The following is a 12,572-nucleotide window of genomic DNA, read 5'->3' as shown; positions in this document are numbered from 1 at the left end:
GGCGGCCCGGACGGGCGGGCGGTGGTCACGAGGCGGCCCCGACGGCGTGCGGGGAGCCGGCGTGCGGCGAGCGGGCGGGCGGCGGCGCGGCGCGGTCGAGGTCGTCGGCCAGCCGCTCGAGCAGCTCGGTGAGCCGGTGGGCGTCGGCCTCGTCCCAGCCGGCCAGGGCCCGGGTGGCCCACTCCGAGCGCAGCGCGCGGGTCTGGGCCAGGGCGGTGACGCCCGCGGCGGAGACCCGGATGAGGCTGGCGCGGCCGTCGTGCGGGTCGGGCCGGCGCTCGACGAGGCCGGCCCTCTCGAGGGCGGCGACCTGGCGGCTGGCGACCGAGACGTCGACGCCGGCCTGCGCGGCCAGCGCGCTGCAGCGCTGCTCGCCGTCGCGCTCGAGCGGGACGAGCAGCGCCCAGCCGAAGGAGGGCAGCTCTCCGTAGACGGAGTCCGCGGCCCGGCCGGACACGTGCCGGCCGGCCCGGACGAGGCGCGCGATGCCGGCGGTGAGCCGCTCGCGCGTCCGGGAGGTGATGGGCATGGCGACCTCGTGGACAAGGTGATTGCAGACCACAACCATACGTCCGGTTGGTTGCTGTCTACAACCTCCTACCCGCCCGGCGTGTTCCCCGACACGACGACGGCGCCCGGACCGCGGGGGTCCGGGCGCCGTCGTGGCGTGGTGCGGGAGGGTCGGGGTCAGGACGCGGGGACCGCGGCGTCCCCCGCCTCGCGGGCCTCGCCGAGCCGGTTGAACCGGGCCAGCAGCTCACCGAGCTGGGCGACGTCCTCGGCCGGCCAGCCGGACAGGTCGGCCTCCCAGCGCGCCCGGCGGGCGTCGCGGATGCGGGCGAGCCGGGCCGCGCCCTCGGGGGACGGGGTGAGCACCTGCGCCCGCCCGTCGGCGGGGTCGGGCTCGCGGTCGACCATGCCGAGTGCCACGAGGGAGGCCACCTGGCGGCTGACCGTGCTCTTGTCGAGGCCGAGCCGGGCGACCAGGTCGCTGGCGCGCAGCGGGCCGGCGTCGGCCAGCAGCGCGAGCAGGCCGTAGGCCGCGCCGTCGAGGTCGGGGTGCAGCTCGCGGGCGAGCCGGGCCGAGATGGCCCGCGACCGGCGCAGCAGCAGGCCGATCTCGCGCTCCAGCCGCACGAAGGACTCGTGCTGCTGCTCCCGGCGCGCGCTCGTCACGTCTCCCTGGACGACGACGGCGCCGCCGGGGTTCCCGCTCACCGCTGCGCCTCCCTCGGGCGCCAGACGACCAGCGCGGACGTGTGCTGCCGCCGCACCGGCACGAGGTCGGTGCCGACCAGGTCGCGGCCGTAGCCGCTGCGCATCGCCGTCTCCGCGGCGATCCGCCGGTGCTCGGACTCCTCGAGCTCGGCGACCAGCTCGTGCACGCGCTGCTGCAGCGCCTCGACCTGGGACTCCAGGTCGATGATCCGCTTGATGCCGGCCAGGTTGACGCCGTCCTCCTGGGACAGCCGCTGGACCTCGCGCAGCAGCGCGACGTCGCGCGGGCTGTAGCGCCGCCCGCCGCCCGCCGTGCGGCCCGGGGTGACCAGGCCGAGCCGGTCGTACTGGCGCAGCGTCTGGGCGTGCATGCCGGCCAGCTGCGCGGCCACGGAGATCACGAAGACCGGCGCGTCGTCGGCGACGGCGCGGCTCGCGTCGGCGCGCTCCCGGCCCTCGGTCCCCGCGGCGCTCACCGGGTGCTCCCGCGCTCGGCGTTGCGCTGGGTGGCCGCGGTGATCTGCGGGCGCGGGTCGCCCAGTTCGGCGTCGAGGGTCTTCACCGCCCGCTCGGCCTCGGCCGAGAGCCGCTGCGGGACGGCGACCTCCACGGTCACCAGCAGGTCGCCGTTGCGGCCGCGGCCGGGCACGCCCCGGCCCCGGACCCGCAGCGTGCGGCCGCTCGCCGTGCCGGCGGGCACCTTGAGCGTGACGTTGCCGTCCAGGGTCGGCACGGTCAGCGTCGTGCCGAGGACCGCCTCGGGGAAGGTGACCGGCACGGTGAGGGTGATGTCGTCGCCCTTGCGGCCGAACAGCTCGTGGTCGCTGACGTGCACGACCACGAACAGGTCGCCGGCGGGGCCGCCCCGCCGTCCCGGCGCGCCCTTGCCGGCCAGCCGGATCCGCTGCCCGTCCTTGACGCCGGCCGGGATCCGCACGGTGATCGTGCGGGTCTGGGTGGTGACGCCGTCGCCCTGGCAGGTCGGGCACGGGTCGTCGACCACCTGGCCGGTGCCGCGGCAGTTGCGGCACGGCTCGGAGAAGGCGAACGCGCCCTGGCTGCGGCTGGTGACCCCGGCGCCGCCGCACACCTCGCAGGTGTGCGGCGAGGTGCCCGGGCGGGCGCCGCTGCCGGAGCAGGTCGGGCAGGTGCCCGGGCTCTGCATCCGCAGCGGCACGGTGACACCGAGGACGGCCTCCTCGAAGGAGAGGGTGGCCTCGGTCTCGACGTCCTGCCCGCGGGCCGGCCCGGACGCCGCCTGGGAGCGGGCCCGGGCCGAGCCCGGTGCGGCACCGCCGAAGAGGTTGCCGAACAGGTCGCCGAGCCCGCCGCCCCCGCCGCGCGTCCCGGCGCCCCCGGCTCCGCCGAAGAGGTCGCCCAGGTCGAACGGCTGGCCGCCGCCGGTCCCGCCGGGGAAGCCCCCGGGGAACCCGGCACGCGCCCCGGCGCCGCCGGAGCCGAACAGCCGGCGGGCGTCGTCGTACTCGGCCCGCCGCTTGGGGTCGGACAGCACGTCGTAGGCCTCGGAGACCTCCTTGAAGCGCGCCTCGGCCTGCGTGTTGCCCGGGTTCTTGTCCGGGTGCAGGTCGCGGGCGAGCTGGCGGTAGGCCTTCTTGATCTCCGCGGCGTCAGCGCCCTGGGAGACGCCCAGCGCGGCGTAGTAGTCCTTCTCGATGAAGTCCCGGGTGCTCATCGGACGCCTCCTCTCTGCGTCTGGTGGCGGCCGGTCAGCCGGCGGCCGGGGTCTCCCCCGGCACGCCGCCGCCGGTCGCCTCCTGCTCGGGGGCGTCCGCGGCGCCGCCCGCGGGCTCGGTCACGGACACCATGGCCGTGCGCAGCACGCGGTCGCCCCGGCGGAAACCCTGCCGCAGGACCGTCGTCGCGGTGGGCACCGTGACGTGGTCGGACGTGTCGTGCAGGACGGCCTCGTGCAGCGACGGGTCGAACGGGTCCCCCGCGACGCCGAAGGCCTCCACGCCCAGGCCGTCGAGCAGCCCGAGCACGCGGTCGGCGACCACCTTGAAGGCGCCGGTCAGGTCGCCGTGGTCCCGGGCCCGCTCGATGTCGTCGACGATCGGGAACAGCTGGGCGGCGAAGCGCTCGGCCGCCTGGTCGACGACCAGCTGCCGGTCCCGGTCGACCCGCCGCCGGTAGTTGGCGTACTCGGCGGTGACCCGCTGCAGGTCCTCGGTGCGCTCGGTCAGCTGGCGCGACAGGTCGCCGTCCGCGGCGCTGTCGACGACCGGCGCCGCCGGGGCCTCCGGGGCGGCGGTCTGGTTCTCGGTCATCTGCTCCCCTGGCGATGGGTGGGCCGGTGTCTGTGCCGGAGCCGGGCGGGGCGGGACGCCGGCCGGCTGCTCGCCGGCCGGCGTCCGCACCTCACCGCTGACGGGGTCGATCCGCCGCTTGTCCCGGATCACGACCCGCGGCTGCTCGTCCCCCTGGCTCATCGGCGGTCGGTGTCCTCGTCGACGATCTCGGCGTCGACGACGTCGTCGTCGCCGGACGGGGCCGACGCGCCGAACCCGTCACCCGAGGCGCCCGCGGCACCGGCACCGGCGCCGGCGCCGTCACCCGCCTGGGCCTGCTGGGCGTAGAGCGCGCCGCCGACCTCCTGCGAGACGCGGGCGACCTTCTCCTGCGCCGACTTGATCGCGGCGATGTCCGAGCCGCCGAGGGCGGAGCGCAGCTCGGTCAGGGCCTCGCCGAGCTCCTCCTTCTTGTCGGCCGGGATGCGCTCGCCGTTCTCCGCGAGGAACTTCTCGGTCTGGTACTGCAGCGACTCCGCCAGGTTGCGGGTCTCGGCCTCCTCGCGGCGGCGCTTGTCCTCCTCGGCGTGGGCCTCGGCGTCGCGCATCATCCGCTCGATGTCCTCCTTGGGGAGGGCCGAGCCGCCGGTGATGGTCATCGACTGCTCCTTGCCCGTGCCCAGGTCCTTGGCGGACACGTGCACGATGCCGTTGGCGTCGATGTCGAAGGCGACCTCGATCTGCGGGACGCCGCGCGGCGCCGGCGGCAGACCGGTCAGCTCGAACATGCCGAGCTTCTTGTTGTACATCGCCATCTCGCGCTCGCCCTGGAACACCTGGATCTGCACGGACGGCTGGTTGTCGTCGGCCGTCGTGAAGATCTCGGAGCGCTTGGTCGGGATCGTGGTGTTGCGCTCGATGAGCTTGGTCATGATCCCGCCCTTGGTCTCGATGCCGAGGGACAGCGGGGTGACGTCGAGCAGCAGGACGTCCTTGACCTCGCCCTTGAGGACGCCGGCCTGCAGGGCGGCGCCGATGGCGACGACCTCGTCCGGGTTGACGCCCTTGTTGGGCTCCTTGCCGCCGGTCAGCTCGCGGACCAGGTCGGTGACGGCCGGCATGCGGGTCGAGCCACCCACCAGGACGACGTGGTCGATCTCGCCGACGGAGATGCCGGCGTCGCGGATCGCCTGGTTGAACGGCGCGCGGGTGCGGTCGAGCAGGTCCTGGGTGAGCCGCTGGAACTCGGCGCGGGTCATCGTGACGTCGAGGTGCAGCGGGCCCTCGGCGCCGGCGGTGATGTAGGGCAGGTTGACGTTGGTCGACTGCGCGCCGGACAGCTCGATCTTGGCCTTCTCGGCGGCCTCGCGGAGGCGCTGCATGGCCAGCTTGTCCTTGGACAGGTCGATGCCGTTCTGGGCGTTGAACGTCTGCACCAGGTGCTTGACGATCCGCTCGTCCCAGTCGTCACCGCCGAGGTGGTTGTCACCGGCGGTGGCCTTCACCTCGATGACGCCCTCGCCGATCTCGAGCAGCGAGACGTCGAACGTGCCGCCACCGAGGTCGAAGACGAGGATCGTCTGCTCGGTCTCGCCCTTGTCCAGGCCGTAGGCCAGCGCGGCCGCGGTCGGCTCGTTGACGATGCGCAGGACGTTGAGGCCCGCGATCTCACCGGCCTCCTTGGTGGCCTGGCGCTGCGCGTCCTCGAAGTAGGCGGGGACGGTGATGACGGCGTCGGTGACCGTCTCGCCCAGGTAGGTCTCGGCGTCCCGCTTGAGCTTCTGCAGGATGCGGGCGCTGATCTCCTGCGGCGTGTAGCGCTTGCCGTCGATCTCGCCGGTCTGCCAGTTGGTGCCCATGTGGCGCTTCACCGACCGGATGGTCCGGTCGACGTTGGTGACCGCCTGGTTCTTGGCCGACTGGCCCACCAGGACCTCGCCGTTCTTGGCGAACGCGACGACCGAGGGCGTGGTGCGCGAGCCCTCGCTGTTGGCGATGACCGTCGGCTCGCCGCCCTCCAGGACGGTGACGACGGAGTTGGTGGTGCCGAGGTCGATGCCGACCGCTCGTGCCATGGAGCTGGCTCCTCTTCCGTGTGCTCGGGTGGTGCTGGGTGTCGTGGGGGTCGGTCGAGGGACCTCCCGCCTTGCGCGGGGTCCGCTCAACTTTCCTGCCCACCGTAACGGCAGACCACCCGGCGGTGTTCCCGAGGGGTCGAGTTGCGCACGATCAGGCGGCCTGATCGTGCTGCGTCCTGACTCAGCGTCGGCGGTGAGCCAGGACGCACGACGGCGAGCTAGGTCGACGACGCCGCGATCGGCCCGGTCCCCCTGGTGGGCTCGACGGTGCGGACGACGCGATACCGGCGTGGCCCGACCGCCGGGGCCGCCAGGAGCCCACCCACCCGGGCCTCGAGTTCGCGCCGCCGTCCGGGCACGAGGTCCTCGTGTGCCAGGCGCACGACCCGGATGCCCAGCGCGCGCAGGAGGTCCTCGCGCCGCTTCTCCCGCCAGAGCACCTCCCCGGGATGCCGGCCGTCGAGGGGGTCGAGGTACTTCACCCGCCCGTCGAACTCGATGGCGACTCCGGCGTCGTCGTACCAGGCGTCGACCCGCGCGACGAAGCCTCGCGGACCGTGCACCTCGACCTGCAACTCCGGACGGGGCAGTCCGGCCTCGATCAACGCGAGCCGACCACGGGACTCGAGCGGGGACTCCGCGCGGCCGTCCGCGAGCCCGAGGGCCCGCGCCGCGTCGCCGATGCCGACCCAGTGCACCGCACGGAGGACGGCAGCCTGCAGGTCTTCCCGTCCGGCGAGCCGGTCGTGCAGTGCGGCGTCCATCGCCACCACCGAGTCCACGAGGTCCCACTCCCGGGCGCAGTCGACGAGCGTCCGCGCCGGCGCGGTCACGCCGAATCCGGCGAGTCGCCCGAGGTCACCGTCCGGGAGCGAAGCCCGGGCGACGACGTAACCCCGACCGCGCCGCCACTGGCCCGGGTGGGTCAGCCGCACGGCCCCGTCGACGTCCTCGGGGAGGACGAGGCGGTGGACCCGGGCGGCGGAGGTGTGGCTCAGGACCGGACCGGGAGCCAGGGCGAGCAGGACCGCGACGCAGTCGAGGAGGTGCCGGAGCCGGACGTCCGACTCGGCGGCAGCGAGGTCTCGGGCGCGGACGTAGACGCCTCGCCGCAACCAGCGCCAGTGGCCGGCGCTCAGCTCGGAGCGGATCTCGTCGGGTCGGTAGCCGACGCGCACGGCCTCTCGCGCGGTGAAGACGCCGAGTCGGGCGGCCGCGAGGCGGGCGAGTTCCGGGTGCACGTCGACAGTCTTCGATCTTGCGGCGACCGCGCCGAGGTCCCCACGGAACCTGTGGACGACGTCGCGACACCGTCCTGGCTCACCACGACGCCTCCTGGCTCACCGTCGGCGCTGCACCAGGACGCGGCACGATCAGGCGGCCTGATCATGCGACGGCCGGGACGCGGTGACCGGGGCGTGACCCGGGGGCGTGAGCCCGGTCACTCCCCACCCCGACGGCGCCTGCGCGGAAACACGCCTCCGTCGTGTTCCAGCCGGATCCCCAGGTCGCGAAACCGCACGTCAGGACGCCGGTCGGTGGGCGGGGAGCACCGTCGGACCGCCTCGGATCGGGGCGCCCCGCCTCCGGTTACTGCCGAGTAACCTAAACGCACCCCGGCTATCGTGCTGGGCTGCGTGGGCACCGCAGCCCGCGCGTGATCCGCCCCCGGTCCTCAGGGCCGGAGACGGCGGCGGGACCCTTCTCGTCGTCCGGTGCGGACGGAGTCAACCGACGCCGCAGAGGCGTGGGGAGAGGGAATCATGACGGGCCCCCTGCAGATCGTGCTCGGCACGATCAGCGTGCTGTTCCTCATCGTGTCGGTCGTCCTCGCCTACAAGGCCGTCCGGGCGATGGTCCGGATCATCCGCACCGGCCAGGCCGACAGCAGCCGGTTCGGGCCGTTCGGCCCGCGGATGAAGACCCTGCTGGTCGAGTCGCTCGGCCACACCCGGATGCTCAAGTGGTCGGCCATCGGCGCCGCCCACTGGTTCGTCTTCGTCGGCTTCTACGGCCTGTTCCTCACCCTGGTCGAGGCCTTCGGCGAGGTCTGGAACCCGGCCTTCCACCTGCCGCTGCTCGGCGAGTGGAGCCTGTGGAACCTCTTCGCCGACGTCATCGGCACCGGGACGATCCTCGGCATCCTGTACCTGATCTACCGGCGCCAGAAGGACCACCCGCGCCGCCAGGGCCGCGCGAGCCGCTTCGCCGGGTCCAACGAGGGGCGCGGCTACTTCGTCGAGGCCGTCGTCCTGACCGTCGGCATCTGCATCCTGCTGATCCGCGCGCTCAAGATCTCCTCGGACCTCACCGAGGCGCCGGCCTGGTCGCACCCGGTCTCGGGCCTGCTGGCCACCGTGCTGCCCGACAGCCCGGACCTGCTCAGCGTCGTCGCGTTCGTGAAGATCGTCGTCTCGCTGGTCTGGCTGGTCGTCCTCAGCCGCACGCTCAACATGGGCGTCGCCTGGCACCGGTTCAGCGCCTTCCCGAACATCTACTTCAAGCGCGAGGGCACCAGCGGCGCCCCGGCCCTCGGCCCGCTGCAGCCCATGACCTCGAACGGCAAGCCGATCGACTTCGAGGACCCGGGCGAGGACGACGTCTTCGGTCGCGGCAAGATCGAGGACTTCACCTGGAAGGGGATGCTCGACTTCACCACCTGCACCGAGTGCGGGCGGTGCCAGAGCCAGTGCCCTGCCTGGAACACGGGCAAGCCGCTGTCTCCCAAGATGGTGATCATGGACCTGCGGGACCACCTGTACGCCAAGGCCCCGTACCTCCTGGGTGAGAAGACCGCCGCCGAGACCGCCCCGGACTTCGACGTCCTCAAGCCCAGCGACGAGCAGGTCTGGGCCTCCGGCTACGCGCGCATCGAGGGCACCAACGACGCGCAGGCGCACCGCCCGCTGGTCGGCACCCTCGAGGAGGGCGGGGTCATCGACCCCGACGTCCTGTGGAGCTGCACCAACTGCGGCGCCTGCGTCGAGCAGTGCCCGGTCGACATCGAGCACATCGACCACATCGACGACATGCGCCGCTACCAGGTGCTCATCGAGTCGAACTTCCCGTCCGAGGCCGGCGTGATGCTGCGCAACCTCGAGAACCGCGGCAACCCCTGGGGCGTCAGCCCGAGCACCCGCGAGGACTGGATCAAGGAGGTCGACTTCGAGGTCCGCATGGCCGACGGCCCGCTGCCCTACGACGTCGAGTACCTGTTCTGGGTCGGCTGCGCCGGCGCCATCGACGACCGCGCCAAGAAGGTCACCAAGGCCGTCGCCGAGCTGCTGCACACCGCCGGCGTCGAGTTCGCCGTCCTGGGCTCCGGGGAGACCTGCTCGGGCGACCCCGCCCGCCGCATGGGCAACGAGTTCGTCTTCCAGATGATGGCCCAGGAGAACGTCGAGACCCTGAACGGCGTCTTCGAGGGCCGCGTGCCGGGCACCCGCAAGATCGTCACGACCTGCCCGCACTGCTTCAACTCGCTCGGCCGGGAGTACCCGCAGGTCGGCGGCGAGTACGAGGTCGTCCACCACACGCAGCTGCTCAGCCAGCTGGTGGAGGAGGGCCGGCTCACCCCGGTGACGCCGGTGGACCGCAAGGTCACCTACCACGACCCGTGCTTCCTGGGCCGGCACAACAAGGTCTACACGCCGCCGCGGGAGATCCTCGACAGCGTGCAGGGCCTCTCCACCCAGGAGATGCACCGCTGCAAGGACCGCGGCTTCTGCTGCGGCGCCGGCGGGGCGCGCATGTGGATGGAGGAGAAGATCGGCAAGCGGATCAACGTGGAGCGCACCGAGGAGGCCCTCGGCCTCGACCCGGACGTCATCTCCACGGCGTGCCCGTTCTGCATCACGATGCTGTCGGACGCCCTGACGGCGAAGAAGCAGAACGGCGAGGCCGCCGAGCACGTCGAGGTCCTCGACGTCAGCCAGATCCTGCTGCGCTCGATGGCGCCGGTCGGCACCCCGGGCACCGAGCACGGCGCCGAGGTCGGCACCGCGGACGACGACGTCGCGGGCACCGGCTCCGCCGCCACCGGCCACGGCCAGGCCTGAGCGAGGACCCGCACCACCCTGACGGACGCCGTCGGCAAGGCAGCTCCTCGCCGGCGGCGTCCGCCGTCTCGGGGGCCGGTCCTCCGGTAGAACACCGCGCGTGCTGCTGCAGCTGCGGGTGACCGTCCCGCCCGACCGGACCGACGCCGTCCGCGACCTGTTCACCCGCTGCCCCGGGACCGCCCACCTCGCCGTGCTGCCCGGCGCCTCGGTCGAGCCGCCCGGCGACCTGCTCCTCGCCGACGTCGCCCGCGAGTCCGCCGACGCCCTCGTCGGGGCGCTGCGCGAGCTGCACGTCGACCGCGACGGCGGCATCGCGATCGAGGCCGTGGACACGGCCGTCTCCGCCGTCGCCGAGCGGGCGGAGGAGGCCGCGCCGGGCGACGGCTCGGACGCCGTCGTCTGGGAGCAGGTGGTGCGGACGACGGCCGCGGACTCGTCGCTGTCGGTCTCCTACCTGTCGTTCCTGACCATCGCGACGCTGCTGGCCGGCATCGCGATCGTCAACGACTCGGCGGTCCTGGTCATCGGCGCGATGGTGCTCGGCCCGGAGTTCGCCCCGCTGGCGGGGCTCGCCGTCGCGCTCGTGCACCGGCGGCGCGGGGTCGCGCGGGCGGCGGCCCGCGCGCTGCTCGCCGGCTTCGTCCTGGCGATCGCGGTCACCGCGCTGGCCGCGCTCGCCGCCCGCGGGCTGGGCTGGGTCGACCCCGGGGTGCTCACCACGGACCGCCCGCAGACCGGGTTCATCACCGCGCCGGACCACTGGTCGGTGGTGGTGGCGGTGCTGGCCGGCATCGCCGGCGTGCTGTCGCTGACGTCGGCGAAGAGCGGGGCGCTGGTCGGCGTCTTCATCTCCGTGACGACGGTGCCCGCCGCCGCGGACATGGCCGTGTCGCTGGCCCTGGGCGGCGGCGCCGAGTTCTGGCGCGCGGCCCTGCAGCTGGGGATCAACCTCGCCGGCATCCTGCTGGCCGCCGTGGTCACGCTGCTCCTGCAGCGGGTGCTGTGGCGGCGGGTCCCCCAGGTGCTGCCCCGCTTCGAGGCCACGCCACGCACGGGACTGCGCACCTAGACGGTTGGCCCGTGCACCCGCCTCCGGGCGGGCCGGACGTGCGGGGGACCATCGACGGGTGACCCGCACGGCCGACGACGCTCCCCCGATCCCGACGGCCGGCGAGCGACGGCGCGGACTCGCGCTCGTCGCGGTCGCCATCGTGCTGACCGCCGCGAACCTGCGGACGGCGGTGAGCACCGTCGGCCCGGTGCTCGAGGAGCTCGAGCGCGGCCTGGGCGTCTCCAGCGCCGCGGCCGGCGTGGTGACGACGCTGCCGGTGCTGTGCTTCGCCGCCATCGGCTTCGCCGGGCCGCCGCTGGCCGCCCGGTTCCGGGACGCGCACGTGCTGGCCGGCGCGCTGCTCACCATGGCCGCCGGGCTGGTGCTGCGGGCAGTCGTCGACTCGTTCCCGCTGTTCGTCGCCGGCACGGTGCTGGCGATGGTCGGCGGCGCGCTGGGCAACGTGCTGCTGCCCGGCCTGGTGAAGCGCTGGTTCCCCGCGCGCACCGGCCTGCTGGTGGGCGCCTACAGCGCGTCCATGGCCATCGGCGGGGCCGTCGCGGCAATCTCCACCGCGCCGATCGCCGCCGCCGTCGGCCCGGGCGGCTGGCGGTGGGCCATCGGCGTGTGGGCGCTGCTCGCGCTGGTCGCCGCGGTGCCGTGGTTCCTCGCCCCGCGCCCCCCCGGTGCGAGCCGGGGCACCCACCGCGCGGTGCGGATGGCGCCGCTGGCGCGCAGCCCGCTGGCGCTCACCCTGGCGGCGTTCTTCGGCCTGCAGGCGACGCAGGCCTACGTCGTCATGGGCTGGTCGGCGCAGTACCTGCGCGACTCCGGCCTGAGCGCGGCCACCGCCGGGCTGCTGCTCGGGATCAACTCGGTCGTCGTCATCCCGGTCAACGCGGTCACCCCGTCGCTCACCGTCCGCCAGCGGTGGCAGCGGCCGCTGCTGCTGGGCTTCATGGCCTGCTACGTCGTCGGCTGGAGCGGCCTGTGGCTGGCCCCGCGCACGCTGCCGTGGCTGTGGATGAGCGTGCTCGCCGTCGGCATGGGCACCTTCAGCATGGTGCTGGCGCTGATCGGGCTGCGCGCCCGGACGCCGGAGACGACGGCCGCGCTGTCCACGGTCACGCAGGGCTGGGGGTACGTCCTCGCCGGCGCCGGGCCGCTGCTGGTCGGCGTGCTGCGCGGCGCGACCGGCGGCTACACCGGCATGTTCGTGCTCGTCGCCGTCGCCACCGTCGGGCTCACGGTCACCGGGTGGCTGGTCACCCGGGACCGGTTCGTCGACGACGAGGTGCCCGGCTGGTCGCCGGCGGCGGCGGTCAGCCCTGCGCCCGCCGGGTCTCCGCGCGGGTGAAGTTCCGGAACGAGCGAGACGGCGTCGGCCCGCGCTGGTCCTGGTAGCGGGAGCCGTACACCGCCGAGCCGTACGGGTGCTCGGCCGGGCCGGTGAGCCGGAACAGGCACAGCTGGCCGATCTTCATGCCCGGCCACAGCGTGATCGGCAGGTTGGCCACGTTCGACAGCTCCAGCGTGATGTGGCCGGAGAAGCCGGGGTCGACGAAGCCCGCCGTCGAGTGGGTGAGCAGCCCCAGGCGCCCGAGCGAGCTCTTGCCCTCCAGCCGGGCGGCGAGGTCGTCGGGGATGGTGACGACCTCGAGCGTGGAGCCGAGGACGAACTCGCCGGGGTGCAGGACGAACGGCTCGTCGCCGTCGGGCTCGACCAGGGTGGTCAGGTCGTCCTGCTGCTGGGCGGGGTCGATGTGGGTGTAGCGGGCGTTGTTGAACACCCGGAAGTAGCGGTCGAGCCGGACGTCGATGCTCGAGGGCTGCACCAGCCCCGCGTCGTGCGGCTCGATGCCGAGACGCCCCTCGGCGATCGCGGCGCGGATGTCGCGGTCGGACAGCAGCATGG

Annotated in this window: 11 protein-coding genes; 3 read left to right on the top strand and 8 right to left on the bottom strand. The window is 73.9% G+C overall.

What is annotated here, in order from left to right:
* Positions 1-25 precede the first annotated feature (25 nt).
* The 7 genes from ACFO3M_RS18235 to ACFO3M_RS18205 form a co-directional block, all read right to left on the bottom strand.
* Entirely contained in the window at positions 26-529 is a 504-nt protein-coding gene (locus tag ACFO3M_RS18235; RefSeq protein ID WP_387992065.1) for a MarR family winged helix-turn-helix transcriptional regulator, read from the bottom strand.
* A gap of 158 nt (positions 530-687) precedes the next feature.
* Positions 688-1,218 (bottom strand): MarR family winged helix-turn-helix transcriptional regulator, encoded by a 531-nt coding sequence (locus ACFO3M_RS18230; RefSeq protein WP_387992062.1) that lies wholly within the window; start codon positions 1,216-1,218, stop codon positions 688-690.
* Complete coding sequence (locus ACFO3M_RS18225; protein WP_387992059.1) at positions 1,215-1,694, bottom strand: heat shock protein transcriptional repressor HspR; 480 nt, start codon at positions 1,692-1,694, stop codon at positions 1,215-1,217. Before ACFO3M_RS18225 ends, ACFO3M_RS18230 begins: the two co-directional genes overlap by 4 nt.
* Positions 1,691-2,911 (bottom strand): molecular chaperone DnaJ, encoded by a 1,221-nt coding sequence (dnaJ, locus tag ACFO3M_RS18220; RefSeq protein WP_387992056.1) that lies wholly within the window; start codon positions 2,909-2,911, stop codon positions 1,691-1,693. The genes ACFO3M_RS18225 and dnaJ overlap by 4 nt, the downstream gene beginning before the upstream one ends.
* Positions 2,912-2,945: 34 nt before the next feature.
* Complete coding sequence (gene grpE, locus ACFO3M_RS18215) at positions 2,946-3,668, bottom strand: nucleotide exchange factor GrpE (RefSeq protein WP_387992053.1); 723 nt, start codon at positions 3,666-3,668, stop codon at positions 2,946-2,948.
* Positions 3,665-5,542, bottom strand: coding sequence for a molecular chaperone DnaK (gene dnaK / locus ACFO3M_RS18210; protein ID WP_387992050.1), 1,878 nt, complete (start codon positions 5,540-5,542; stop codon positions 3,665-3,667). Before dnaK ends, grpE begins: the two co-directional genes overlap by 4 nt.
* A gap of 221 nt (positions 5,543-5,763) precedes the next feature.
* Positions 5,764-6,786: a hypothetical protein gene (locus tag ACFO3M_RS18205; RefSeq protein ID WP_387992047.1), complete on the bottom strand. Its 1,023-nt coding sequence runs from the start codon at positions 6,784-6,786 to the stop codon at positions 5,764-5,766.
* Positions 6,787-7,308: 522 nt separating this feature from the next.
* Here ACFO3M_RS18205 and ACFO3M_RS18200 point away from each other — a divergent pair.
* From ACFO3M_RS18200 to ACFO3M_RS18190, 3 genes are all read left to right on the top strand, one after another.
* Positions 7,309-9,603 (top strand): heterodisulfide reductase-related iron-sulfur binding cluster, encoded by a 2,295-nt coding sequence (locus tag ACFO3M_RS18200; RefSeq protein ID WP_387992044.1) that lies wholly within the window; start codon positions 7,309-7,311, stop codon positions 9,601-9,603.
* A 100-nt stretch (positions 9,604-9,703) separates the two neighbouring features.
* Positions 9,704-10,675, top strand: coding sequence for a DUF389 domain-containing protein (locus ACFO3M_RS18195; protein ID WP_387992041.1), 972 nt, complete (start codon positions 9,704-9,706; stop codon positions 10,673-10,675).
* Positions 10,676-10,733: 58 nt separating this feature from the next.
* Positions 10,734-12,014, top strand: a complete 1,281-nt coding sequence (locus tag ACFO3M_RS18190; RefSeq protein WP_387992038.1) for a CynX/NimT family MFS transporter — start codon at positions 10,734-10,736, stop codon at positions 12,012-12,014.
* Here the strand turns inward: ACFO3M_RS18190 and dcd are convergent.
* Positions 11,980-12,570, bottom strand: coding sequence for a dCTP deaminase (gene dcd, locus ACFO3M_RS18185; RefSeq protein ID WP_387992035.1), 591 nt, complete (start codon positions 12,568-12,570; stop codon positions 11,980-11,982). The two genes, ACFO3M_RS18190 and dcd, sit on opposite strands and share 35 nt — an antisense overlap.
* Between the last annotated feature and the right edge of the window lie 2 nt (positions 12,571-12,572).

Origin of the sequence: Geodermatophilus arenarius (assembly GCF_042654585.1) — a bacterium.
Classification (GTDB): Bacteria; Actinomycetota; Actinomycetes; order Mycobacteriales; family Geodermatophilaceae; genus Geodermatophilus; species Geodermatophilus arenarius.
Note: the sequence above shows the minus strand (reverse complement) of the source record. Positions and strands in the feature narration are given on the sequence as shown.

What these genes read in the sequence shown, in the direction of transcription:
- dnaJ (WP_387992056.1), bottom strand. Translation starts at nt 2,911, where the DNA reads ATGAGCACCCGGGACTTCATCGAGAAGGACTACTACGCCGCGCTGGGC.
- dnaK (WP_387992050.1), bottom strand. Translation starts at nt 5,542, where the DNA reads ATGGCACGAGCGGTCGGCATCGACCTCGGCACCACCAACTCCGTCGTC.
- ACFO3M_RS18235 (WP_387992065.1), bottom strand. Translation starts at nt 529, where the DNA reads ATGCCCATCACCTCCCGGACGCGCGAGCGGCTCACCGCCGGCATCGCG.
- ACFO3M_RS18200 (WP_387992044.1), top strand. Translation starts at nt 7,309, where the DNA reads ATGACGGGCCCCCTGCAGATCGTGCTCGGCACGATCAGCGTGCTGTTC.
- grpE (WP_387992053.1), bottom strand. Translation starts at nt 3,668, where the DNA reads ATGAGCCAGGGGGACGAGCAGCCGCGGGTCGTGATCCGGGACAAGCGG.
- dcd (WP_387992035.1), bottom strand. Translation starts at nt 12,570, where the DNA reads ATGCTGCTGTCCGACCGCGACATCCGCGCCGCGATCGCCGAGGGGCGT.